22 protein-coding genes are annotated in these 24,364 nt (G+C 61.4%); 13 read left to right on the plus strand and 9 right to left on the minus strand.

Going from position 1 to position 24,364, the window contains the following annotated elements; genetic code table 11:
* Window positions 1-94 precede the first annotated feature (94 nt).
* The 8 genes from cmoB to V7773_RS28725 form a co-directional block, all read right to left on the minus strand.
* On the minus strand, window positions 95-1,051 hold the full coding sequence (gene cmoB / locus V7773_RS28690; protein WP_336076335.1) for a tRNA 5-methoxyuridine(34)/uridine 5-oxyacetic acid(34) synthase CmoB: 957 nt from the start codon (window positions 1,049-1,051) through the stop codon (window positions 95-97).
* Window positions 1,048-1,791, minus strand: coding sequence for a carboxy-S-adenosyl-L-methionine synthase CmoA (gene cmoA / locus V7773_RS28695; RefSeq protein ID WP_063322832.1), 744 nt, complete (start codon window positions 1,789-1,791; stop codon window positions 1,048-1,050). The genes cmoB and cmoA overlap by 4 nt, the downstream gene beginning before the upstream one ends.
* 143 nt (window positions 1,792-1,934) lie before the next feature.
* On the minus strand, window positions 1,935-2,579 hold the full coding sequence (locus V7773_RS28700) for a lysoplasmalogenase (RefSeq protein ID WP_063325160.1): 645 nt from the start codon (window positions 2,577-2,579) through the stop codon (window positions 1,935-1,937).
* Window positions 2,580-2,581: 2 nt separating this feature from the next.
* Window positions 2,582-2,974 (minus strand): protease inhibitor I42 family protein, encoded by a 393-nt coding sequence (locus tag V7773_RS28705; RefSeq protein WP_063322831.1) that lies wholly within the window; start codon window positions 2,972-2,974, stop codon window positions 2,582-2,584.
* A 212-nt stretch (window positions 2,975-3,186) separates the two neighbouring features.
* A complete protein-coding gene (gene lon / locus V7773_RS28710) occupies window positions 3,187-5,601 on the minus strand; it encodes an endopeptidase La (protein ID WP_336076336.1) in 2,415 nt (804 codons plus the stop codon).
* A gap of 150 nt (window positions 5,602-5,751) precedes the next feature.
* Window positions 5,752-7,065 carry an MFS transporter gene (locus V7773_RS28715; RefSeq protein WP_336076337.1) on the minus strand — a complete coding sequence of 438 codons (1,314 nt, stop codon included), beginning with the start codon at window positions 7,063-7,065 and terminating at the stop codon, window positions 5,752-5,754.
* Between the two features lie 430 nt (window positions 7,066-7,495).
* Window positions 7,496-8,737: a transporter associated domain-containing protein gene (locus tag V7773_RS28720; RefSeq protein WP_336076338.1), complete on the minus strand. Its 1,242-nt coding sequence runs from the start codon at window positions 8,735-8,737 to the stop codon at window positions 7,496-7,498.
* A gap of 12 nt (window positions 8,738-8,749) precedes the next feature.
* Entirely contained in the window at window positions 8,750-9,562 is an 813-nt protein-coding gene (locus V7773_RS28725; protein WP_063322827.1) for a cytochrome C assembly family protein, read from the minus strand.
* Window positions 9,563-9,767: 205 nt separating this feature from the next.
* Here V7773_RS28725 and ffh point away from each other — a divergent pair, with 205 nt between their 5' ends.
* The 11 genes from ffh (at window position 9,768) to V7773_RS28780 (ending at window position 20,312) form a co-directional block, all read left to right on the plus strand.
* Entirely contained in the window at window positions 9,768-11,144 is a 1,377-nt protein-coding gene (gene ffh / locus V7773_RS28730; RefSeq protein WP_003198085.1) for a signal recognition particle protein, read from the plus strand.
* A gap of 251 nt (window positions 11,145-11,395) precedes the next feature.
* Window positions 11,396-11,647 carry a 30S ribosomal protein S16 gene (gene rpsP / locus V7773_RS28735; protein WP_003198088.1) on the plus strand — a complete coding sequence of 84 codons (252 nt, stop codon included), beginning with the start codon at window positions 11,396-11,398 and terminating at the stop codon, window positions 11,645-11,647.
* 5 nt (window positions 11,648-11,652) lie between these two features.
* Window positions 11,653-12,189 (plus strand): ribosome maturation factor RimM, encoded by a 537-nt coding sequence (gene rimM, locus V7773_RS28740; RefSeq protein ID WP_058544503.1) that lies wholly within the window; start codon window positions 11,653-11,655, stop codon window positions 12,187-12,189.
* Window positions 12,171-12,944: a tRNA (guanosine(37)-N1)-methyltransferase TrmD gene (gene trmD, locus V7773_RS28745; protein ID WP_170845966.1), complete on the plus strand. Its 774-nt coding sequence runs from the start codon at window positions 12,171-12,173 to the stop codon at window positions 12,942-12,944. Before rimM ends, trmD begins: the two co-directional genes overlap by 19 nt.
* A gap of 45 nt (window positions 12,945-12,989) precedes the next feature.
* A complete protein-coding gene (gene rplS, locus V7773_RS28750; protein ID WP_003175895.1) occupies window positions 12,990-13,340 on the plus strand; it encodes a 50S ribosomal protein L19 in 351 nt (116 codons plus the stop codon).
* A gap of 133 nt (window positions 13,341-13,473) precedes the next feature.
* Window positions 13,474-14,370: a site-specific tyrosine recombinase XerD gene (gene xerD, locus V7773_RS28755; RefSeq protein ID WP_003198093.1), complete on the plus strand. Its 897-nt coding sequence runs from the start codon at window positions 13,474-13,476 to the stop codon at window positions 14,368-14,370.
* Window positions 14,371-14,666: 296 nt separating this feature from the next.
* Complete coding sequence (locus tag V7773_RS28760) at window positions 14,667-15,398, plus strand: DsbC family protein (RefSeq protein WP_336076339.1); 732 nt, start codon at window positions 14,667-14,669, stop codon at window positions 15,396-15,398.
* Between the two features lie 132 nt (window positions 15,399-15,530).
* Window positions 15,531-16,835, plus strand: a complete 1,305-nt coding sequence (locus V7773_RS28765; protein WP_003198098.1) for a homoserine dehydrogenase — start codon at window positions 15,531-15,533, stop codon at window positions 16,833-16,835.
* 104 nt (window positions 16,836-16,939) lie between these two features.
* Complete coding sequence (thrC, locus tag V7773_RS28770; protein WP_063322824.1) at window positions 16,940-18,349, plus strand: threonine synthase; 1,410 nt, start codon at window positions 16,940-16,942, stop codon at window positions 18,347-18,349.
* 120 nt (window positions 18,350-18,469) lie between these two features.
* Window positions 18,470-19,840: a transporter substrate-binding domain-containing protein gene (locus V7773_RS28775; protein WP_063322823.1), complete on the plus strand. Its 1,371-nt coding sequence runs from the start codon at window positions 18,470-18,472 to the stop codon at window positions 19,838-19,840.
* Between the two features lie 184 nt (window positions 19,841-20,024).
* Entirely contained in the window at window positions 20,025-20,312 is a 288-nt protein-coding gene (locus V7773_RS28780) for a DUF3509 domain-containing protein (protein WP_063322822.1), read from the plus strand.
* Window positions 20,313-20,546: 234 nt separating this feature from the next.
* Here the strand turns inward: V7773_RS28780 and V7773_RS28785 are convergent, their stop codons facing one another.
* Window positions 20,547-21,746, minus strand: coding sequence for a CaiB/BaiF CoA transferase family protein (locus tag V7773_RS28785; RefSeq protein ID WP_063322821.1), 1,200 nt, complete (start codon window positions 21,744-21,746; stop codon window positions 20,547-20,549).
* A 147-nt stretch (window positions 21,747-21,893) separates the two neighbouring features.
* On the opposite strand from V7773_RS28785, the gene V7773_RS28790 reads away from it, so the two are divergent.
* Together V7773_RS28790 and recJ are read left to right on the plus strand one after the other, a co-directional pair.
* A complete protein-coding gene (locus V7773_RS28790) occupies window positions 21,894-22,436 on the plus strand; it encodes a YaeQ family protein (RefSeq protein ID WP_003198109.1) in 543 nt (180 codons plus the stop codon).
* Between the two features lie 158 nt (window positions 22,437-22,594).
* The gene (gene recJ / locus V7773_RS28795) at window positions 22,595-24,304 is read left to right on the plus strand and encodes a single-stranded-DNA-specific exonuclease RecJ (protein WP_336076340.1); all 1,710 of its coding nucleotides are present in this window, start codon (window positions 22,595-22,597) and stop codon (window positions 24,302-24,304) included.
* The last annotated feature ends 60 nt before the right edge of the window (window positions 24,305-24,364 follow it).

Below are 24,364 nucleotides of genomic sequence, written 5' to 3' on the forward strand. Positions count from 1 at the left end.
GCTGCTGCGCAGCCCAGCGGGAGCAAGCTCCCTCGCCACAGTGACTCTGACCATCTCCAGTGAACAGCATTGGCCTCCAATAAGGCTGGGCTATTTACTTACGCGCCACAATCACCGCCCGCATCGGCGCCGGCAATCCTTCGATGGTTTTGCTGTGGTCGGCGGGATCGAGGAAGTCGTTCAGTGATTGATACTTCATCCACTCGGTGCTGCGTTGTTCCTCTACGGTGGTCAGGCTCACGTCCACGCAACGCACATCGCTGAACCCGGCGCGGCGCAGCCAGCGCTCCAGGGCCGGGACCGACGGCAGAAACCAGACGTTGCGCATCTGTGCGTAGCGATCCTCGGGCACCAGCACCTGGTGTTCGTCGCCCTCGATCACCAGGGTTTCGAGCACCAGCTCGCCGCCCTTGACCAGACAGTCCTTGAGCGCCAGCAGATGTTCGATCGGCGAGCGCCGGTGGTAGAACACGCCCATGGAAAACACCGTGTCGAAGCCTTCCAGCTCCGGCGGCAAGGCTTCGAATGGAAACGGCAGGTGCCAGGCGTTGGGCTGCGACAGGTAGCGCTGCACCGCCTGGAACTGGCAGAAGAACAGCCAGTTGGGGTCGACGCCGATCACCGTGTCAGCCCCGGCACCGAGCATCCGCCACATGTAGTAGCCGTTGCCGCAGCCCACATCGAGGATGCGCTTGCCTTTCAGGTCCAGGTGCGGGGCCACCCGTGACCACTTCCAGTCCGAGCGCCATTCGGTGTCTACGTGCACGCCAAACAGGTCGAAAGGTCCTTTGCGCCATGGTGACAGGCCCATCAACGCGGTACGCATTTGCCCACGGGTTTCGTCGGAACAATCGGTGTCGAGCGTCAGGCCATTCAGCAGATCGACGGTGGTGGGTTGCAAGGCCGGCAGCGCATCGAGGGCGCTTTGCCAACGCTCCAGGTCGCCGTGACCCTTTTCCATCTTGCTGTCGAGTTGCGTCTGCAGCGTCGCGGCCCAATCGGCCAGGGGCGTGCCGGCCAGATGGCGGGCGAGGGGGGACAGATCGATCATGGCAGGGCAATCAACGAGGCGAAGTTAAGACACTGGAACCACGGCACGACTTTCGAGAACCCGGCCGCGAGCAGGCGTTCGCGGTGTTCTTCTAGGCTGTCGGGCTTCATGACGTTTTCGATGGCGCTGCGTTTCTGGGCAATTTCCAGCTCGCTGTAGCCGTTGGCGCGCTTGAACGCCACGTGCAGGTCGGTGAGCAGGGCGTGTTCCTCTGCATCGTTGAAGCGCAATTTTTCCGAGAGAATCAGGGCGCCACCGGGCAGCAACGACTGGCGGATGCGGCTTAACAGTGCGGTGCGCTGGTTCGGTGCGATGAATTGCAGGGTGAAGTTCAGTGCCACCACCGAGGCCGGCTGGAACGTCAGGGCGAGGATGTCGCCTTCGATCACTTCCACCGGCAGCAGCTCCTGGAACATCGAGTCCTGGCCGTTGAGGTATTCGCGGCAGCGCTCGACCATGGCCGCCGAGTTATCCACCGCGATTACCCGGCAACCGTCGGTGCGCACGTGGCGGCGCAGGGCCTGGGTCACGGCGCCCAGGGACGAGCCCAGGTCGTAGAGCACGCTGCCCGGCTGGGCGAATTGCGCGGCGAGCACGCCGAGGTTTTCGACAATGGTCGGATAACCCGGCACCGAACGCTTGATCATGTCCGGAAACACCCGCACCACGTCCTCGTTGAAGGCGAAGTCCGGCACTTGGGCCAGGGGTTGGGCGAATAGGCGATCAGGGTCTTTGCTCACGGCGGTTCCAGCGGCATGGGTGGTGAAAAGGCCGGCATTTTAACCAAAAAACCTGTGGGCGCGAGCTTGCTCGCGATGGCGATGGTTCAGCCAGCGATAATGTTGACTGATAGACCGCTATCGCGAGCAGGTTCGCTCCCACATTATTTGGCTCCGTGTGGCTTTTGGGTAAACGCCGACGCTGTAATGCCCCATTGGCCCAGCCAATAACTGATGATGATCAGGTAAGGCGCGGCATGGAAGGGGTGCACGAACCGGTTGATGCCGATGAGGCTGTCGGAAAACACAAACGCCAGCGCCCCGGCGGCGGCCAGCCACGCTGAACGCTTGGGCACACCGGTGCCCAGCCGCGCCAACGCCCGCCAGAGCATGGCGCTGATGGCCAGGCCGTAGACAATCACCGGCACCAGCAACGACCCTAGGCCGTTCGACACCAGGACTCCCAACAGCATCGCACCGATACCCAAGGCAAGGGCCAAGGGCAGCAGCGCCGGGCGGCGGCAGTCGCTGAGGTAGGCTTTCAGGTAGGCCAGGTGCGCCAGCAGAAACGCGCCGAGGCCGAACACGAACAGGTCCCCCGGCCAGGCCAGCAATACGTCGCCCACCAGCGAGAAAATCAGCCCGAGGCTGACCCAGCGCCGATATTCGCTGGGCGGCGCATCGTGCAGCCAGCCGAGCAGGGCCAGCACCGGCATGGGCTTGACCAGCAGGCACAAGAGTGTGGCGTGCACGGTCAGGCCGTACAGGTAGGTGACTGCGCCCATCAGTGCCAGGATCAGCCAGCCCACGGTCAATTCACCGAAATGGCGCAGTCAAAGGTTTCCACGGGCGGCACTTCCGGGGCCCAGGGCTGTTGATAAGTCAGGCGCAAGCGCCCGGTGCCGGCGTTGAACGCCTGGAAGCGCCAGGTCGAAACACCTGCGGCGCCAACGATGCCGGCGTCTTCCGGGTTGCGATAAACCTCCGGCCCCAGGCCCTTCAATACACCACCGGCCGAATCCTGGATCGCCCAGCGATAACCGGTGCTGGGGTTGCTGGGCAGGCTCAGGATCAGGTTCTGTCCGTTATTGAGCCTTACCGGGCACTGGCTCAGTTTTTCCACGGTCACGTTGTGTTTCGGCTGCGTGGCGCAGGCGCTCAACAGGGCTAGGCTGAGGGGGACGAGCAGGCGAGTGAGGGACATAAGGGCAACGGCTCCGGCATTCACGACGAACGGCGAGCATAACCGAAGATGCTACTGAGTGTGTCAGGTGGGGATGTGTTGTTGCTGATCACGCCATCGCGAGCAAGCTCGCTCCCACAAGGGATTTGTGGTGTTCACAGCATTTGTGATCCACACCACACCCTGTGTGCGAGCTTGCTCGCGATGAGGCCCGTCCAGGCGCTACAGGATCCTCAGAACAACACCTTGGCCACATCCGCAAACCGCTTGGCAAAGTGCACCGTGACGCCTTCCTTGAGGTAGTCCGGCAGTTCTTCGAAATTGCCCCGGTTGGCTTCCGGCAGGATCAGTTCGTTGATTTTCTGCCGCCGCGCCGCGATGACCTTCTCGCGCACCCCGCCAATCGGCAGGACGTGCCCGGTGAGGGTCAGTTCGCCGGTCATGGCCACGCCTTTTTTCGGCGGCTGGTTGCGGGCCAGGGACAGCAACGCGCTGGCCATGGTCACGCCGGCGCTCGGGCCGTCCTTGGGCGTGGCGCCTTCCGGTACGTGCAGGTGAACGAAGGCCTCGTCAAAGAACTTCGGATCGCCGCCAAATTGCTTCAGGTGCGAACTGACGTAGCTGTGGGCGATTTCCGCCGACTCCTTCATCACGTCCCCCAGTTGCCCGGTCAGCTTGAAGCCGCGATTGAGGGTGTGGATGCGCGTCGCTTCGATCGGCAAGGTCGCGCCGCCCATGCTGGTCCAGGCCAGGCCGGTGATTACGCCGATGCCGGACAACACCTGCTCGTTGCGGAATACCGGTTTGCCCAGGGAGGCCTCGAGGTCCTTTGGCCCGAGCTTGATCACGGCCTTGGGGTCGTCGATCAGCTTCATCACCGCCTTGCGCACCAGTTTGCCCAGCTGTTTCTCCAACTGTCGCACCCCGGCTTCACGGGCATAGCCATCGATCAGGGCCTTGAGGGCGCTGTCGTTGATACTCAGGCTGCCCTTGGACACGCCAGCCTTGGCCAGTTGCTTGGGCCACAAGTGACGCTTGGCGATGGCGACTTTTTCTTCGGTGATGTAACCCGACAGGCGGATCACTTCCATTCGGTCCAGCAGCGGGCCGGGGATCGAGTCCAGGGTGTTGGCGGTGCAGACGAAGAGTACTTTCGACAGGTCCAGGCGCAGGTCCAGGTAGTGGTCGAGGAATTCGACGTTCTGTTCCGGGTCGAGGGTCTCCAGCAGGGCCGAGGCCGGGTCGCCCTGGTAGCTCTGGCCCATCTTGTCGATTTCGTCGAGCATGATCACCGGGTTCATCACTTCGACATCTTTCAGCGCCTGCACCAGCTTGCCCGGCTGGGCGCCGATGTAGGTGCGCCGATGGCCCTTGATCTCCGCCTCGTCGCGCATGCCGCCGACGCTGAAACGGTAGAACGGCCGCCCCAGGGATTCGGCGATGGATTTGCCGACGCTGGTCTTGCCCACGCCCGGCGGGCCGACCAGCAGCACGATGGAACCGCTGATCTCGCCCTTGTAGGCGCCGACGGCGAGGAACTCCAGGATGCGGTCCTTGATGTCGTCCAGGCCGGCGTGGTGCTGGTCGAGCACCTTGCGCGCGTGCTTGAGGTCAAGCTTGTCCTGGCCATACACGCCCCACGGCACCGAGGTCGCCCAATCCAGGTAATTGCGGGTGACGGCATATTCCGGCGAGCCGGTTTCCAGGATCGAGAGTTTGTTCATTTCCTCTTCGATGCGCTTCTGCGCCTGGGTCGGCAGCACCTTGCCTTCGAGCCGCTGCTCGAACTGCTCGATATCGGCGCTGCGGTCGTCCTTGGTCAGCCCCAGCTCCTGCTGGATGACCTTGAGCTGCTCCTTGAGGAAGAACTCGCGCTGATGTTCGCCGATCTTGTTGTTGACCTCGGCGGAAATCTCTTTCTGCAGCCGCGCCACTTCGACTTCCTTGCGCAGCATCGGCAGGACTTTTTCCATGCGCTTGAGCATGGGCACGCAGTCGAGCACTTCCTGCAGCTCATTGCCGGTGGCGGAGGTGAGCGCAGCGGCAAAATCGGTCAGCGGCGAAGGGTCGTTGGGGCTGAAGCGGTTGAGGTAGTTCTTCAGCTCTTCGCTGTACAGCGGGTTGAGCGGCAGCAGTTCCTTGATCGCGTTGATCAGCGCCATGCCGTAGGCCTTGACCTCATCGGTCGGCTCGCTCGGCTGGTGCGGGTATTCGACTTCCACCAGGTACGGTGGGCGATGGTGCTTGAGCCAGGTGCGGATACGCACGCGGGTCAGGCCCTGGGCGACGAATTGCAGTTTGCCGCCTTCCCGGCTGGCGTGGTGCACCTTCACCAGCGTGCCGTATAGCGGCAGTTTCGATGTGTCGAAATGGCGCGGGTCTTCCTGGGGCGAGTCCATGAAGAACAGCGCCAGGGAGTGATGGTCGGACTTGGCCACCAGCTCCAGGGTTTCGGCCCACGGTTCTTCGTTGACGATGACCGGCAGCACCTGGGCCGGGAAGAACGGACGATTGTGGATCGGGATGATGTAGACCTTGTCCGGCAAATTCTGGCCAGGCAGCGCCAGGCCGGTGCCGGAGGAGGTGTGTTCGATGTGGTCGGAATCGGCGTAATCGTGAGTGGCTTCGGTAGAGTGCTGGTCGCTCATGGGGCACCTGCGCAATGGGGTATGGGTCTTAGATGGGGCAGGTGGGGGGTGGTTTCAATGGTGGGTGAATGTTAGCGGGTATTTCATTGAGCGTTGTTCAGGCGTCCGACAGGTCTGGAGCCGGGCCTGTTGCCAGGCCCGGCTCCCTGTTCAGGCGACCCTGTTCAAATCGTTGTGGCGTGTCTCTTTCAGGCACAACACGGCGATCACACTGAGCACCGCAGCCCCTGATACGTAACCGCCGACGTAGCTCAGGCCGCCCATCGCCACCAGTTTCTGGGCGAAGAACGGCGCGGCCGAGGCGCCGACGATGCCGCCCAGGTTGTAGGCCGCCGAGGCGCCGGTGTAGCGCACGTGGGTCGGAAACAGTTCCGGCAGCAAGGCGCCCATGGGGGCAAAGGTCACCCCCATCAGGAACAGCTCGATGCACAGGAACAGCGCCACGCCGCCGGTCGAGCCGTGGGTCAGCAAGGGCTCCATGAGGAAACCCGAGGCAATCGCCAATACGCCGCCGATGATCAGCACCGGCTTGCGCCCGTAGCGGTCGCTGGCCCAGGCCGACAGGGGCGTAGCAGCGGCCATGAACAGCACGGCAAAGCACAGCAGGCCCAGGAAGGTCTCGCGGCTGTAGCCGAGGGTGGATACGCCGTAGCTCAGGGAAAACACCGTCGAGATGTAGAACAGCGCGTAACACACCACCATCGCCGCCGCGCCCAGCAACGTTGGCGCCCAGTACTGGCTGAACAGCTCGACCAACGGCACCTTTACCCGCTCCTGGCGGGCCATGGCATTGGCGAACACCGGGGTTTCGTGGAGCTTGAGCCGTACATAGAGGCCGACGATCACCAGCACGGCACTGAGCAGGAACGGAATCCGCCAACCCCAGGCGCGGAATTGCTCATCATCCAGGCCCATGGCCAGGGTCAGGAACAGCCCGTTGGCCGCCAGGAAACCGATGGAGGGCCCCAGTTGGGGAAACATGCCGAACCAGGCACGCTTGCCTTTGGGCGCGTTCTCGGTGGCAAGCAGCGCCGCGCCGCCCCATTCACCGCCCAACCCCAGGCCCTGGCCGAAACGCAGCACGCACAGCAGGATCGGCGCCCAGGCGCCAATGCTGGCGTAGCCGGGCAGCACACCGATGAGGGTGGTGCACACACCCATCAGCAACAGGGACGCCACCAGCGTGGACTTGCGCCCGATCCGGTCACCGAAGTGGCCGAACAGCGCAGAGCCCAACGGGCGGGCAAGGAAGGCGATGCCGAACGTCAGGAAGGACGACAGCATCTGTGCCGTGCCTGAGGTTTGCGGGAAGAACACCGGCCCGATCACCAGGGCCGCAGCCGTGGCGTAGACGTAGAAATCGTAGAACTCGATGGCGGTGCCGATGAAACTCGCGGTGGCCACGCGGGTGGTCGAGTTTGTCGGCTGGGCAGACACAGCCTCGTTGCAGGTAGCGGTCGTCATGCGGTTATCCCTGACAGTCATGTGCTCCATTGGAGCGAATTATTATGGTCGAACACCCAGGGATGTGGGCGGGTATCCTTTCGCTGTTTCGGGTGGGAACAGTCGCAGGACTGATGCGGATTTTGCCGATGGTCTGGCCGGAACCGGCTGGGTGCGGGGTAGGCACGGGGTTCGGGCGGGGCTGGGTAAGCGGATGGAGTATAGGAAGGAGGCTAACTAATCAACAAGTGAGCCTGCGCACGTTCGTGACGCTTGCGCAGAACCCTGTGGCGAGGGAGCTTGCTCCCGCTGAGCTGCGAAGCAGCCCCAAAGCAGCAACCCCAACCTGTCTGACACACCGTTTTATCAGATTTCAGGGCCGCTTCGCAGCCCAGCGGGAGCAAGCTCCCTCGCCACAAGGGCTACCCTGCGTCCGGTCCAGGCAGGAGTTTCAGGAAGTGGCAGACACCAAACTGTTATGCCACGCCAGCACCTGGCTGACACGGTTGTCCACGGTCTCGATGATTTCCAGTCGATAACGGCCGATCTTCAGGCACACCGGGCTTTCGGGGATGGTTTCCAGGGCTTCGGTCACCAGCCCGTTGAGGGTCTTGGGGCCGTCGCAAGGCAGATGCCAGCCCAAGGTCCTGTTCAATTCGCGGATCGACGCCGCGCCATCGATCATCAGGCGACCATCGGGCTGGGGGTGGACGTGGGGGTTGTCGAGGCTGTGCTCGCTTTCGAATTCGCCGACGATTTCTTCCAGGATGTCTTCCAGTGTGACGATGCCCAGCACTTCGCCGTACTCGTCCACCACCATGCCCAGGCGCCGTTGCTGCTTGTGGAAATTCAGCAATTGCAGTTGCAATGGCGTGCTTTCAGGGACGAAGTAAGGCTCGTGGGAGGCGGCCAGCAGCGCTTCTTGGGTCAGGCTCGCATCCGCCAGCAAATGACGGATCTGGCGCGTGTTGAGCACCGCTTCGACCTGGTTGATGTCGCTGTGGAACACCGGCAGGCGGGTGCGACGGTTCAGGCGCAGCTGTTCGATGATCTCGCCGATGGGGTCGTCGAGGTTGATCCCATCGACCTCACTGCGGGGCACGAGGATATCGTTGACGGTGATGTTGTCCAGGGCGTGGATGCCGGAAATCGGGTGCAGTCGGCTGGCGCCGTGCTCAGGTTCGTGTTCGCTGCGCGGTGGCGCGGGCATCTCGTCGTCGCTCTGCTGCACGATGCTGGCCTTGCGCGCAAAGGGGCGCAGCAACAATTGGCTGGCACTATTCAACAGCCAGGCAAACGGATAGAGGATCTTCAACGGTATGCCAAGCAACGTGTTGCCCAGCGCCAGCACCGCTTCTGGCTGGCGGGTGGCCAAGGCGCGCGGCAGGTAGTCGGCAAGCACCAGCAGGGCGGCGCTGGTGCCGAGCCAGGCGACCCAGGGGCCGTTTTCCAGCCAGGTAAAAATCGCCAGCAAGGTGCCGATGACCACGGCCAGGGTGCGACAGAGGGTATTGCACAGGATCAGGCTGGCCAGTGGGAATGTCAGCGTTGCCAGCGGTTTGTCACTGGCGCGCGAGGCCGTGCGCTGGGCCAACAGATGCTGCTGGGCGGCTTCGATGGCGGTGAACAGGGCCGACCAGAGGATCAGCACCACCAGCACGGCAAACAGCGGCGCCACGGGCAATGTATCCATCAGGGCCGTCCGTCAGACATGCAGGATGTATTCGCGAACCAGCTTGCTGCCGAAGTACGCGAGCATCAGCAGGCAGAAACCGGCCAGGGTCCAGCGAATCGCCTTGTGGCCGCGCCAGCCGAGGCGGTTGCGGCCCCACAGCAGCACGCTGAAGACGATCCACGCCAGGCAGGCCAGCAGGGTCTTGTGCACCAGGTGCTGGGCGAACAGGTTCTCGACGAACAGCCAACCGGAGATCAGCGACAGCGACAGCAGGCTCCAGCCGGCCCAGAGGAAGCCGAACAGCAGGCTTTCCATGGTTTGCAATGGCGGGAAGTTGCGGATCAGCCCGGACGGGTGTTTGTTTTTGAGCTGGTGGTCCTGCACCAGCAGCAGCAAGGCCTGGAACACTGCGATGGTGAACAGGCCGTAGGCGAGGATCGACAGCAGGATGTGGGCAAGGATGCCCGGCTCTTCGTCGATGATCTGCACCGTACCTGACGGCGCGAACTGCGCCAGCAGCACCGTCGCCAGCCCCAGCGGGAACAGCAGCACCAGCAGGTTCTCCACCGGGATGCGCGAGCAGGCGATCAGCGTCAAGCCGATCACAGCCACGGCGATCAGGCTGGCGGCGTTGAAAAAATCCAGGCCCAGGCCGATCGGCGTCATCAAGTGGGTATAAAGGCTGGCCGCGTGGCCGAGCACCGCCAGCACGCCGAGCGTGACCAGCAGGCGTTTGTTCGCCTTGGCGCCGGTGGCCAGGCGGGTGCCTTGATAGAGGGTCGCAGCGGCATAAAGGCAGGCGGCGGCGAGCGTGGCAAGCAAGCTGGGTGACAAGGGGAGCATAAATCCTGTTAGGCAAGCCCGAAAGGCGCTGAGTTTGGCATAGACCGCCTCCGCACGAAAGACCACAGCAACTGACAGCAAGGTGTACGTTGCCCGCTTCTTCGCTATAATCCGCGACCTGCCCACGCCGCAGGCTCGCCGAGCACATTTTTCACGGTCTGGGCCGCCATTATCCCGGTCTCATCTGGGCCTGAAAGGATCGCGCATGTTTGAAAACCTAACCGACCGTCTCTCGCAGACGCTGCGCCATGTCACCGGCAAGGCGAAACTGACCGAGGACAACATCAAAGACACCCTGCGCGAAGTGCGCATGGCGTTGCTCGAAGCCGACGTCGCCCTGCCGGTGGTCAAGGACTTCGTCAATTCGGTCAAGGAACGCGCCGTCGGCACCGAAGTGTCGCGCAGCCTGACACCGGGCCAGGCGTTCGTGAAGATCGTCCAGGCCGAACTCGAAAGCCTGATGGGCGCCGCCAACGAAGACCTGAACCTGAGTGCCGTACCGCCAGCGGTGGTGCTGATGGCTGGCCTGCAGGGCGCGGGCAAGACCACGACGGCCGGCAAGCTGGCGCGCTTCCTTAAAGAGCGCAAGAAGAAGTCGGTGATGGTGGTGTCGGCGGACATCTACCGTCCGGCGGCGATCAAGCAACTGGAAACCCTGGCCAACGACATCGGCGTGACGTTCTTTCCGTCCGACCTGAGCCAGAAACCGGTGGACATCGCCCAGGCGGCTATTAAAGAAGCCAAGCTGAAATTCATCGACGTGGTCATCGTCGATACCGCCGGTCGCCTGCACATCGATGAAGAGATGATGGGCGAGATCAAAGCGCTGCATGCTGCGATCAACCCGGTGGAAACCCTGTTCGTGGTCGATGCCATGACCGGCCAGGACGCGGCCAACACCGCCAAGGCATTCGGCGATGCGCTGCCGTTGACTGGCGTGATCCTGACCAAGGTCGACGGTGACGCCCGTGGCGGTGCCGCGCTGTCGGTACGGGCCATCACCGGCAAGCCGATCAAGTTCATCGGTATGGGCGAGAAGAGCGAAGCGCTCGAGCCGTTCCACCCCGAGCGTATCGCTTCGCGCATCCTCGGCATGGGCGACGTGCTCAGCCTGATCGAGCAGGCTGAACAGACCCTCGACAAGGACAAGGCCGACAAACTGGCCAAGAAGCTGAAGAAGGGCAAGGGCTTCGACCTCGAAGACTTCCGCGACCAGCTGCAACAAATGAAGAACATGGGCGGCCTCGGCGGGCTCATGGACAAACTGCCGAACATCGGCGGCGTGAACCTGGCGCAGATGGGCAACGCCCAAGGCGCGGCTGAAAAGCAGTTCAAGCAGATGGAAGCCATCATCAACTCCATGACCCCGGCCGAGCGCCGCGACCCTGAGTTGATCAGCGGTTCGCGCAAGCGCCGTATCGCCATGGGTTCCGGCACCCAGGTGCAGGACATCGGTCGCTTGATCAAGCAGCACAAGCAGATGCAGAAGATGATGAAGAAATTCTCCGCCAAGGGCGGAATGGCCAAGATGATGCGCGGCATGGGCGGTATGTTGCCCGGCGGCGGCATGCCGAAAATGTAAAGAATCTGCGCCGGCTGTCATGTCGGCGTTGCCCCGCACGGATGCGGGGATCTCCAGCAAACCCGCGCTACGCGGGAGCTGACTTGCCGTTTTTCATGACGGCTCTATGGCAAATCTTGATCGCATGGCGCCAGGCGCCGGAAAAAGACATTTGCAAAAGTCCGGATATTCCTTAGAATATGCGGCCTTTCGGGCACCTATGCCCGCTGTGCATTTAGATTTGCAGCACCGACTACAGGAACGATGTTCACATGCTAACAATCCGTCTTGCCCTTGGCGGCTCCAAAAAGCGCCCGTTTTACCACCTGACCGTAACCGACAGCCGCAACCCGCGTGACGGTTCCCACAAGGAGCAGGTTGGTTTCTTCAACCCTGTTGCCCGTGGTCAGGAAGTTCGTCTGTCCGTGAACCAAGAGCGCGTAGCCTACTGGCTGAGCGTTGGTGCACAACCTTCTGAGCGCGTTGCTCAGTTGTTGAAGGAATCGGCTAAGGCTGCGGCCTGAGCAATATGAACGCGACGCCAAAAGATGCTGATGATTTGATCGTTGTCGGCAAAATCTACTCTGTACATGGCGTTCGCGGCGAAGTGAAGGTGTATTCCTTTACTGATCCGATCAAGAACCTGTTGGACTACAAAACCTGGACGCTCAAGCGCGAAGGTAGCGTGAAACAGGTGGAGCTGGTCAGCGGACGCGGGAACGACAAGTTCCTGGTCGCAAAGCTCAAGGGTCTCGATGATCGTGAAGAAGCGCGTCTTCTGGCCGGTTATGAGATCTGCGTGCCGCGCAACCTGTTCCCTGAACTGACCGACGGCGAGTACTACTGGTACCAGTTGGTGGGTCTGAAGGTCATCGACCACCTCGGGCAATTGCTCGGGAAAATCGATCACCTGCTCGAGACCGGTTCGAACGATGTCATGGTGGTCAAGCCTTGCGTCGGCAGCCTGGATGATCGCGAACGCCTGTTGCCCTATACCGAGCAATGCGTGTTGGCCGTCGACCTTGCCGCAGGCGAGATGAAGGTGGAATGGGATGCGGATTTCTAAACGTGGCTAACTTGCGCGTTGAAGTCATCACATTGTTTCCCGAGATGTTTTCCGCCATCAGCGAGTACGGCATAACCAGCCGCGCGGTGAAACAGGAGCTGTTACAGCTCACTTGTTGGAATCCGCGGGACTACACCACGGATCGACATCACACTGTGGACGATCGCCCGTTTGGCGGTGGTCCGGGCATGGTGATGAAGATCAAGCCCCTGGAAGATGCGCTGGTTCAGGCCAGGACGGCAGCCGGGGAGGGTGCGAAGGTGATCTACCTGTCGCCCCAAGGCCGCCAGCTGACTCAGTCGGCGGTACGCGAGCTGGCGAATTCGGATGCATTGATCCTGATTGCCGGCCGTTATGAAGGCATTGACGAGCGTTTCATTGAAGCTCATGTCGATGAAGAGTGGTCGATTGGCGACTATGTATTGTCTGGCGGCGAGCTGCCGGCGATGGTCCTGATCGATGCGGTTACACGACTGCTGCCTGGAGCTTTAGGGCATGCAGATTCCGCTGAGGAAGATTCCTTTACGGATGGTCTGCTGGATTGCCCGCACTACACCCGACCGGAGGTGTATGCGGATCAGCGTGTTCCCGACGTGTTGCTAAGTGGCAACCACGCGCACATCCGGCGTTGGCGTTTACAGCAGTCCCTTGGTCGGACCTATGAACGACGCGCCGATCTTCTGGAAAGCCGCTCGCTTTCTGGAGAAGAGAAGAAGCTGCTCGAGGAATACATCCGCGAGCGGGACGATAGTTAACAACGTATCGATGGTGAGTCCGACGACTTGCCTTAGGAGCACAGCATGACTAACAAAATCATCCTTGCACTCGAAGCAGAGCAGATGACCAAAGAAATCCCTACCTTTGCCCCAGGCGACACCATTGTCGTTCAGGTGAAAGTGAAGGAAGGCGACCGTTCCCGTCTGCAAGCGTTCGAAGGCGTCGTTATCGCCAAGCGTAACCGCGGCGTGAACAGTGCATTCACCGTTCGTAAAATCTCCAACGGTGTTGGCGTAGAGCGTACTTTCCAGACCTACAGCCCGCAAATCGACAGCATGGCTGTCAAGCGTCGCGGTGACGTACGTAAAGCCAAGCTGTACTACCTGCGTGACCTGTCGGGTAAAGCAGCTCGCATCAAGGAAAAACTGGCTTAAGTCCAGCTTCCGATGCAAAAAAAAGCAGCCTGCGGGCTGCTTTTTTGTTGCCTGCGATTTGCGCTTTGAGCACCCTGCATAGCTTCATTTGCCATTTTGATGCTGGGTGTGCCCGCATCCTTCAAGAGTTCTTATGCCCGCCATCGATCATCCGCTGATAGACCAGTTTCTCGACGCCCTGTGGCTGGAAAAGGGGTTGTCCGATAACACCCGTGATGCTTATCGCAGTGACCTGGCGCTGTTCAACGGTTGGTTGCAGGAAAACCACCTGGAGCTGATCAATGCCGGCCGGGAATTGATCCTCGATCACTTGGCGTGGCGCCTGGAGCAGAACTACAAACCACGCTCGACGGCGCGGTTTCTCTCTGGCTTGCGTGGTTTTTATCGCTATTTGCTGCGGGAAAAATTGATTGCGGTGGACCCGACCTTGCGCGTGGAGATGCCGCAATTGGGGCGTCCATTGCCCAAGTCCCTCTCGGAAGCCGATGTGGAAGCGCTGCTGGCGGCCCCCGACCTCAGCGAAGCCATTGGTCAGCGCGACCGGGCCATGCTGGAGGTCTTGTACGCCTGCGGCCTGCGGGTCACCGAGTTGATCAGCTTGACGCTGGAGCAGGTCAACCTGCGCCAGGGCGTGCTGCGGGTGATGGGCAAAGGCAGCAAGGAACGCCTGGTGCCGATGGGTGAGGAAGCGATTGTCTGGGTCGAGCGCTACATGCGCGATGCCCGCCACGAACTGCTGGGCGGGCGCCCCAGCGACGTGCTGTTCCCCAGCCTGCGCGGCGAGCAGATGACCCGCCAGACGTTCTGGCACCGCATCAAGCACCAGGCCAAGGTGGCCGGAATCAACAAATCCCTCTCGCCCCACACCTTGCGCCATGCCTTCGCCACGCACCTGCTCAACCACGGCGCCGACCTGCGGGTGGTGCAGATGCTGCTCGGCCACAGCGACCTGTCCACCACCCAGATCTACACCCATGTCGCCCGGGCGCGGTTGCAGGACTTGCATGCCAAGCATCACCCCCGCGGCTAGGCTGTTGTGGCGAGGGAGCTTGCTCCCGCTGGGGCGCGTAGCGGCCCTGAATCGAGGCATCAGAAACTGTCAGGGAAAAACGGGTGCGTCATTAGCGACTGCTGCGCAGTCGAGCGGGAGCAAGCTCCCTCGCCACCCAGTTCCTGGGCCTCGTACAATGCATGTTGTCTTGCGACAGGTGCATTCGGTCACGCGGGCCTTATGTGGTAGGCTTTCCCGGTTTGCACAGTGGGCGGTTGGAACCCGAATCTGCGGGTCGGCGTTTCCCGTCTCATTTGTTCGCCTCAGGAGTCCCCATGCGTTTGATCCAGATATTCACCGCCGCCGCCATTGCGCTGGCCAGTACCTTTGCCATTGCCGACGACGCGGCCGACAAGGCTATCCGCAAGAGCCTGGAAAACCTTCAGCTCGAAGTGCCGATCGAAACCATCTCGGCCAGTCCCATGGCAGGCCTGTATGAGGTCAAGCTCAAGGGCAGCCGCGTGCTTTACGCCAGCGCCGACGGTCAGTACATCGTCCAGGGCAACCTGTTCGAGCTCAAGGACGGCAAGCCGGTCAATCTCACCGAGATGACCGAGCGCCAGGGCATTTCCAAGTTGATCAATGGCATTCCAGTTGCTGAAACCGTGGTCTATGCGGCCATTGGCGAAACCAAGTCCCACATCACCGTGTTCACCGACACCACTTGCCCGTATTGCCACAAGCTGCACGCCGAAGTGCCGGAGCTGAACAAGCGTGGCATCGAAGTGCGCTATGTTGCATTCCCGCGCCAGGGCCTGGGCTCGCCGGGCGATGAGCAGTTGCAGGCGGTCTGGTGCTCCAAGGACAAGAAAGCGGCCATGGACAAGATGGTCGATGGCAAGGAAATCAAGGCCGCCAAGTGCGAGAACCCGGTTTCCAAGCAGTTCGCCCTCGGCCAGTCCATTGGTGTGAACGGCACGCCGGCCATCGTTTTGGCCGACGGCCAGGTGATTCCGGGCTATCAGCCGGCGCCACAAGTCGCCAAACTGGCCCTGGGCGCAAAATGATCATGGGCGATCCGCTTCTGAAGATCACGGCTCGGCGAAAACCTTCGTCGGGCCGTTAAACACAAAGTCGCGTTGCTGCGCGGCTGTATTTCACGGCCGACCTTGTGTCGGCCGTTTCATGGGGAGTCAAGAGTGAATCCGGTCAAAGTAGGCATCTGTGGGTTAGGTACCGTCGGTGGCGGCACCTTCAACGTACTTCAGCGCAACGCCGAGGAAATTGCTCGTCGTGCCGGGCGTGGGATCGAAGTGGCACAAATTGCCATGCGCACGCCAAAGCCTCAGTTCCAGACGACCGGTATTGCGATTACCAACGATGTCTTCGAAGTGGCCACGAACCCTGAGATCGACATCGTCATAGAGCTGGTCGGCGGCTACACCGTTGCCCGTGAGCTGGTACTCAAGGCCATCGAGAATGGCAAGCATGTGGTCACCGCGAACAAGGCGCTTATCGCTGTTCACGGTAATGAGATTTTCGCCAAGGCCCGCGAGAAGGGCGTGATCGTGGCTTTCGAAGCCGCCGTGGCTGGTGGTATCCCGGTGATCAAGGCGATCCGCGAAGGCCTGTCGGCCAACCGCATCAACTGGGTCGCGGGGATCATCAACGGCACCGGCAACTTCATCCTCACCGAGATGCGCGAGAAGGGTCGTACCTTCGAAGACGTGCTCGCCGAAGCCCAGGCCCTGGGCTACGCAGAGGCTGATCCGACGTTCGACGTGGAAGGCATCGACGCAGCGCACAAGCTGACGATCCTGGCCTCCATTGCGTTCGGCATCCCGTTGCAGTTCGACAAGGCCTACACCGAAGGCATCACCAAGCTGACCACCGCTGACGTGAATTACGCCGAAGCCTTGGGCTATCGCATCAAGCACCTGGGCGTGGCGCGCAGCACCGCCAATGGCATCGAGCTGCGCGTGCACCCGACCTTGATCCCGGCCGATCGCCTGATCGCCAACGTCAACGGTGTGATGAACGCGGTGATGGTCAACGGCGACGCCTCCGGCTCGACGCTGTTCTACGGTGCCGGTGCGGGCATGGAACCGACGGCCTCTTCGGTGATCGCCGACCTGGTGGACGTGGTTCGCGCCATGACCTCGGACCCGGAAAACCGTGTGCCGCACCTGGCCTTCCAGCCAGACTCGCTGTCGGCTCACCCGATTCTTCCGATCGAGGCATGCGAAAGCTCCTACTACCTGCGCATCCAGGCCAAGGACCATCCGGGTGTGCTGGCCCAAGTGGCGAGCATTCTCTCGGAACGCGGTATCAACATCGAGTCGATCATGCAGAAGGAAGTCGAGGAACACGACGGCCTGGTGCCGATGATCCTGCTGACCCACCGTGTGGTCGAGCAGCGCATCAACGACGCGATTGCGGCGTTGGAAGCGCTCCAGGGTGTCGTTGGCCCGGTGGTCCGTATCCGCGTTGAACATTTGAATTAATCAGCGGCAAGCTCCGAGCCGCAAGCGACAAGTAAAAAGCCGATTCGCTTTAAACTTGCCGCTTGCAGCTTGAAGCTCGAAGCTCAAACCAAAGGTTTGCCCCCATGCGCTATATCAGCACCCGCGGCCAGGCACCGGCCCTGAATTTCGAAGATGTCCTCCTGGCCGGCCTGGCCACGGACGGCGGTCTCTATGTGCCGGAAAACCTGCCGCGCTTCACCCAGGAAGAAATCGCTTCCTGGGCCGGCCTGCCGTATCACGAGCTGGCGTTCCGGGTCATGCGCCCGTTCGTCACCGGCAGCATCCCGGACGCCGATTTCAAGAAAATCCTGGAAGAGACCTATGGCGTCTTTTCCCACAACGCCATCGCACCGCTGCGTCAGCTCAACGGTAACGAATGGGTCATGGAGCTGTTTCACGGCCCTACCCTGGCGTTCAAGGACTTCGCCCTGCAATTGCTCGGTCGCCTGCTGGACTACGTGCTGCAAAAGCGTGGCGAGCGTGTGGTGATCGTCGGTGCCACTTCCGGCGACACCGGTTCGGCGGCCATCGAAGGCTGCAAGCATTGCGAGAACGTCGACATTTTCATCCTGCACCCGCACAACCGGGTCTCGGAAGTACAACGTCGGCAGATGACGACGATTTTTGGCGATAACATCCACAACATCGCCATCGAAGGCAACTTCGATGACTGCCAGGAAATGGTCAAGGCCAGTTTCGCCGACCAGAGCTTCCTCAAGGGCACGCGGCTGGTGGCGGTGAACTCGATCAACTGGGCGCGGATCATGGCCCAGATCGTTTATTACTTCCACGCGGCCCTGCAATTGGGCGGCCCGGCCCGCTCCGTGTCGTTCTCGGTGCCGACCGGCAACTTCGGCGATATTTTCGCCGGTTACCTGGCGCGCAACATGGGCCTGCCGATCAATCAATTGATCGTCGCCACCAACCGCAACGACATCCTGCACCGCTTCATGAGCGGCAACCAGTACGTCAAGGAAACCCTGCACGCCACGCTGTCGCCTTCGATGGACATCATGGTGTCGTCGAACTTCGAACGCTTGCTGTTCGACCTGCACGGTCGCAATGGTGCGGCGATTGCCGGCCTGATGGACAGCTTCCGCCAGGGCGGCGGTTTCAGCGTCGAGCCTGAGCGCTGGACCGAAGCCCGCAAGTTGTTCGATTCCCTGGCCGTGGACGATGAGCAGACTTGCGAAACCATCGCCGAGGTGTTCGCGCAGAGCGGTGAGTTGCTCGATCCGCACACGGCCATTGGCGTCAGGGCCGCTCGTGAGTGCCGTCGTAGCCTGGACATCCCGATGGTGATTCTCGGCACGGCGCATCCGGTCAAGTTCCCGGAAGCCGTGGAGAAAGCCGGTGTAGGAAAAGCGCTTGAACTACCTGCACATCTTTCTGATTTGTTTGAGCGAGATGAGCGTTGCACCGTGTTGCCCAACGACTTGAAGGCTGTGCAGGCCTTTGTCAGCCAGCATGGCAACCGCGGCAAGCCGCTCTGATAGCCTAGACCTGTCACATTTTGAAGCCCGTCTCCTGACGGGCTTTCTTGTTTCTGCATGCCAAACTGACCAGGTTTTCGCCCTTGGAGGGACGGGCGAGTCATCTCGAAGGAAATGCAGATGTCGTTTTTTAGCAAATGCAAGCCAGCCCGGGGCTGGGTAATGGGCCTGGCCCTGATGCACTGGGTGCAAGGGGGCAATGCGACGCAGTTGGCGGCTTTCGAAACGCCGCCGTTCAATCCTGGCGAGCGGCTGGTATTGGATGCGCAGGAATTGAAGTGGATCAAGGAGAACCCACGCGTCATCGTGGCCACGATGCAGTTTCCGCTGTACCTGTTCAAGAATGAACTGGGGCAGTGGAACGGTCTGAACCACGACATTCTCCAGCGCATCTCGCAAATGACTGGCCTTGAGTTCGTGCATCGGGAGTCGTTCTCCCCCGGCGAGTTGCTGACGATGCTGGAGAACAGCGAAGCCGACATGACGACCCTCTTGGCGATGAATGACGAACGCAGGGATTTCCTGAGCTTCAGCCATGCATTTGGTGGCTCGGGCTGGGTATTTGTTGGCCGTGACGGAGAGTCGATCCTCCATTCGCTGGAACAGCTGGAAGGGAAGGTCCTGGCGTTGCCGGCGCGGCATGCCCTGGAAGCGGAGATCAGGCGCGACTACCCGGCCATCAAATTGCGCACGACCAAGACCTATGGCGAGGCGCGGGCATTGGTCGAGAGTCGGGAGGCCTATGCCACCATCGAAAATGAAACCGGGGTGCATCTCTATCCGGCGGGGCAATTGCAGGTAGGAAGGGGGCTTGAGGGCAAGTGGGAACCTGACTACCTCGCGGTACGCCAGGACCTGGCCGTGCTGCTGAGCATCTTGAACAAAGCCCTGGAAGCCTTCCCGGCCAAGGACATGCGCGCGCTGCGTTCCAAATGGATGGCCGGCAGCACACCCGCGCCGGCGCCATCGATCTGGGAGCGGTTTTCCCGCTGGGGGTACTGGTGCGTGACCGTGGTCGTGGTGTTCGGCCTCCTGTCCCTGCTATGGAACCGCCGTCTGCAGATACAGATCGACCAGCGTCTCAAGGCTGAGGCGGTCCTCAAGGACCAATTGATGCTCCAACGTGCCTTGATGGATGCCATTCCCGACCCGATTTTCATCCGGGATCTGGAAGGGCGCCTGGTCATGTGCAACAAAAGCTACGAGGACCAGTTAGCGACCCGCTTCGAAAAGCTGCGGGGCACGCGGCTGACGGATTCGGCGGCATTTCCACCGGCCACCGCCGAGTTGCTCCATGGGGAGGTGATGGAGCAATTGCGCACCGGCCAGTCTCGGTTCTTCGACCGGCAATTGATGTTCAGCAGCGGCTTGCGGGAAATCTATCATTGGTCGGTGCCCTTCTATGGGGCTGATGGGCAGTTGCGCGGCATTCTGGGGGGCTGGACCGATGCCGGGCGTCGGCGGCGCCGTTGCGACAAGTTGATGGCCTGACGCCGACCGTCACCACGCCAAGGCCTCAAGAGAAGGCTGTTGTTTGCCTGTCATATTGGGCGCGCATGCTCGGTTGAACAGGTTGGAGGCGTGCCGGTCCGGTGCGCTGACGAACTTTCTGCTGCGGCCCACGGTCACTTACTGTGAACATGCAGTTGTTTTCGGACTATTGAAGGGTGAGCGAATGGAAAGTATCAGCCTATTGCTGAGTGAGGCTTTGAGCCCGTATCTGGTCACGCTGACTCCCTCCGGCGCCAAGGGCGAATGCCTGGTGACGCTGAAGAATGCCTCCGGGGCCATCATGGTCGAGCGAGTGTTCAATCAGGCCCAATTGACCGACAAGCGTCAGTTGACGGATGTGGTCGATGGCCTGCATCGCGATGTATTGATTGCCGAGGGCCGCCTGGAGCCCTGTGTGATTGCGGCGCTGCGCAATCTGGCGCGCGACAAGGTCATGGTCGGGGCGAATTGACTGGGGGGTTGTGGGAACCTTCCTACGTCCTAACGAGTCAGACTCTTTACCAACAAGAGCAAGCATTGTGCTCCGGTGCTTGTCGCTTGTTGTACGGACCATGAATGGTCACGTTTAACCCCGAGTCGTCTCCCCACTTCTCGGGGTTTCTTTTTGCCTGGCTTTTACGTTTTTAGCGCGTTCTGTCAGGCGCTCCCACAGGTCTGATCTTCTGTGACGGCCCACTGCGGTGTGTCAAATGGCACCCTCGGTGCGCAGCTTGGCGATCTGCTGTGCATCGTAGCCAAGCTCGCCGAGCACTTGTGCGTTGTGTTCACCCAGCGCCGGCCCGACCCATTCGGAGGTGCCCGGGGTGTCGGAGAGTTTCGGTACGATCCCCGGCATCTTGAACGCCTTGCCGTCCGGCAACTTGGCCTGCAGGAACATTTCACGGGCCAGAAACTGTGGGTCGCTGAACATGTCCTCGGCGCTGAAGATCCGACTGGCCGGCACTCCGGCCTGGTTCAATTGGTCGATAACGCTATCGAGCGGCAGCGCGTTGACCCAGCGATCGATGACGCCGTACAGCTCGTCGCGGCGGCTGTCACGGCCATCGTTGCTGGCCAGTTGCGGGTCATTGGCCAGGTCGTCGCGGCCAATGATCTGCATGAAGCGCTTGAAGATTGCGTCGCCGTTGGCGCCAATCTGCACGTGCTTTCCGTCAGAGCTGGTGTGGATGGACGAGGGGGTGATGCCGGGCATGATGTTGCCGGTGCGCTCACGGATGAAGCCGAACACATCGAACTCCGGCACCATGCTTTCCATCATGGCGAAAATCGCCTCGTACAGCGCCACGTCCACCACTTGCCCGGTGCCGCCGTTGATCTCGCGGTGACGCAGGGCCATCAAGGCGCCGATCACGCCCCAGAGGGCGGCGATGGAGTCGCCGATGGAAATCCCGGTACGCACTGGCGGGCGGTCCTCGAAGCCGGTGATGTAGCGCAGGCCGCCCATGGATTCGCCCACCGCGCCAAACCCCGGCTGATCTTTCATCGGCCCGGTCTGGCCGAAGCCCGAAAGCCGCACCATCACCAGTTTCGGGTTCAGTGCGTGCAGGACATCCCAGCCCAGGCCGAGCTTTTCCAGGACGCCGGGGCGAAAATTCTCGATCAGGATATCGGCTTCGCCGAGCAGTTTTTTCAGGATCGCCAGGCCTTCAGGGTGCTTGAGGTTCAAGGTCAGGGACTTCTTGTTGCGTGCCTGGACGAACCACCACAGCGAGGTGCCTTCGTATAGCTTGCGCCACTTGCGCAGGGGGTCTCCGCCGTCGGGCGATTCGACCTTGATGACTTCGGCACCGAATTCGCCGCAGATGCGCGAGGCGAACGGCCCGGCGATCAAGGTGCCGAGTTCGATGACTTTGACGCCGGCAAGGGGTTTGGCAGTAAGCGACATGACAGATCCTGTAGGACAAAGGCAGAACGAATAGAGCGTTTTATCATAGGCCAGCGTCAGTCGCCGTAGGTTGATGGTCGGCAATTCGTGGATTGCCCGCGTCATCGGTTAGACTTGCCGCCTTTCCTCGTATCAAGAAGCCCGTTCATGGCCCAGCCGTCCACGACTTACAAGTTTGAACTGAACCTCACCGATCTCGACCGCAATGTGTATGAGAATGTGAAGCAGACCATCGCCCGCCACCCTTCGGAAACCGAAGAGCGCATGACCGTGCGTCTGCTGGCCTACGCATTCTGGTACAACGAGCTGCTGGCGTTTGGTCGTGGCCTGTCAGACGTCGACGAGCCTGCGCTGTGGGAAAAAAGCCTGGATGACCGTGTGCTGCATTGGATCGAAGTCGGCCAGCCGGATGCCGATCGCCTGACCTGGTGCTCGCGCCGGACCGAGCGCACCAGCCTGCTGGCCTACGGCAGCCTGCGGGTGTGGGAAGGCAAGGTGATCCCGGCGGTCAAGAACCTGAAGAACGTCAACATCGCCGCTGTGCCCCAGGAAGTGCTCGAAACCCTGGCCCAGGACATGCCCCGGGTGATCAAGTGGGATGTGATGATCAGTGAGGGCACGATTTTCGTGACCGACGACCGTGGTCAGCATGAAGTCCAGCTGCAATGGTTGCTGGGCGAGCGTGGTTGAGCCGTTGACCCGGTATTGAGTGAACTCATTGTGGCGAGGGAGCTTGCTCCCGCTTGGGTGCGCAGCACCCACAAAAAGGGGCCGCTTCGCAGCCCAGCGGGAGCAAGCTCCCTCGCCACAGTCCAGGATCCAAAAAATAGAGAAATGTCCGTCACCCCATGCGCATAGAACCCCGCCAACTGCCCGACACCCTGCCATTTCTCGGTGACCTGCCGCCCCTGTTGACCCGCCTGTACGCTGCGCGTGGTGTGCAGTCCGAGGCCGAACTGGACAAGAGCCTGGCGCGCTTGATTCCCTTTCAGCAGCTCAAGGGGATCGACGCCGCGGTGGATCTGCTGGTGACGGCGCTGGAGCAACGCCAACGCATCCTGATCGTGGGCGACTTCGATGCTGATGGCGCGACCGCCAGCACCGTGGGCATGCTCGGGTTGCGCCTGCTCGGTGCGGCCCATGTCGACTACCTGGTGCCCAATCGCTTCGAATATGGCTACGGGCTGACCCCGGAAATCGTCGAAGTCGCCCTGGCCCGCGAACCGCAGTTGCTGATCACCGTGGATAACGGTATTTCCAGTGTGGAAGGCGTGGCGGCGGCGAAAGCGGCGGGGCTCAAGGTGCTGGTCACCGACCACCACTTGCCCGGCCTCGAACTGCCGGCGGCCGATGCCATCGTCAATCCGAATCAGCCGGGCTGCGAGTTCCCGAGCAAGGCACTGGCGGGTGTCGGGGTGATTTTCTATGTGCTGATGGCCCTGCGGGCGCGTCTGCGCAGCCTGGGGTGGTATGCCAGTACACCTCAGCCGAACATCGGCGAATTGCTCGACCTGGTGGCCCTGGGCAGCGTGGCCGACGTAGTGCCCCTGGACGCGAATAACCGGATCCTGGTGCATCAGGGCCTGGAACGGATTCGCGCCGGACGCGCCCGGCCCGGCATCAAGGCAATCCTGGAAGTGGCCAAGCGCGACGCTTCGCGTATCACCTCCACCGACCTCGGCTTTATCCTCGGGCCGCGTCTGAATGCGGCAGGGCGCCTGGACGACATGAGCCTGGGCATTGAATGCCTGCTCACCGACGATCCGGCCCTGGCACGGGAGATGGCGGCGCAACTGGACGGCATGAATCAGGACCGCAAGTCCATCGAGCAGGGCATGCAGCGCGAAGCCCTGGCCCAGCTCAAGGACCTGCCGGTGGAGTCGATGCCGTTCGGCTTGTGCCTGTTCGATCCGCAGTGGCACCAAGGGGTCATCGGCATTCTCGCCTCGCGGATGAAAGAGCGCTATTTCCGTCCGACCATTGCTTTTGCCGATGCCGGGGACGGCTTGCTCAAGGGCTCGGGTCGCTCGGTGCCGGGTTTTCACATTCGTGATGCGCTGAGTGTGGTGGCGGTGCAGCATCCCACCTTGATCAGCAAGTACGGCGGTCACGCCATGGCTGCGGGGCTGACGCTGCCGGAAGCGAATTTTCCGTTGTTCGCCGAGGCGTTCGATGCGGAAGTGCGCCGGCAGTTGCGCGAAGAAGACCTGACCGGCCGGCTGTTGTCCGATGGCACCCTGGCAGTGGAGGAGTTCCACCTCGAACTGGCCCGGGCGCTGCGCCATGCCGGTCCCTGGGGCCAGCATTTCCCGGAGCCGATGTTCCATGGTGTGTTCCAGTTGGTCGAACAACGCGTGGTGGGCGAACGGCACCTTAAGGTCGTCCTCAAGAGCGAGTGCGGCTCGGTGAAGCTCGACGGCATTGCCTTCGGCATCGACCGCGAGATCTGGCCCAACCCTACCGTGCGCTGGGTGGAACTGGCCTACAAGCTCGACCTCAACGAGTTCCGCGGCCAGGAAACGGTGCAGTTGATGATTGCCCATATCGAACCGCGCTAGCCGATGGGCCTTTGTGGCGAGGGAGCTTGCTCCCGCTGGGGCGCGCAGCGGCCCTGAAGC

It is taken from the genome of Pseudomonas sp. 3JA, assembly GCF_036961705.1.
Classification (GTDB): domain Bacteria; phylum Pseudomonadota; class Gammaproteobacteria; order Pseudomonadales; family Pseudomonadaceae; genus Aquipseudomonas; species Aquipseudomonas fluorescens_Q.